Raw genomic sequence first — 596 nt, forward strand, 5'->3', positions numbered from 1 at the left:
TCCTCCCCGTGCTCGCGCTCGTCGCGGGCACGGCCATGATGCCCGCGCCGGCCCTCGCCGCCGAGGGCGAGGCACCACCGACCAGCGTCGAACAGGCCCCGGCCGCCGCGCCGGCGCCCGACCCCGCTCCTGCCCCGGCGCCCGACCCCGCGCCCGCGCCCCCGCCCGCCGAGGAGGCGGTAGCCCCCGCCCCGGAGCCGGCAGCGAAGGCCGCCGACGCCTCGGCACCCGTCGCCCGCGCCGCGAGCGCGAAGCCCGACAAGCCGACCGGCCCCCCGGCGCCGCCGAAGGACACGCCGAAGAAGGTGTACGTCTGCAAGTACGTCGGCACCCCCGGCGACGACGAGACCCTCCAGAACGTCATCGAGGTCTCCGTCAACACGCTGAAGGACTTCACCGGCACCTTCCCCTCGACCTTCCCCGACGCACAGGGACGTTCCATCGCCATCGGCTACGCCGGCGGCGACGAGCCCGTGCTCGGCCTCGACGCCTGCCCCGCTGCCGACGGCGGCGACCCCACCGATCCGGTCGATCCGGTCGATCCGGTCGATCCGGTCGAGGTGCCCAAGAAGGTCTACGTCTGCAAGTACGTCGGC

General features: G+C 75.3%; 1 protein-coding gene. It reads left to right on the forward strand.

Going from position 1 to position 596, the window contains the following annotated elements; genetic code table 11:
- Positions 1–596, forward strand: a 596-nt coding sequence (locus tag ASF38_RS18460; protein WP_200914462.1) for a hypothetical protein, incomplete at both ends; no start/stop codon positions are given.

This window comes from Aeromicrobium sp. Leaf272, assembly GCF_001422865.1.
In the GTDB taxonomy this organism is placed as follows: Bacteria; Actinomycetota; Actinomycetes; order Propionibacteriales; family Nocardioidaceae; genus Aeromicrobium.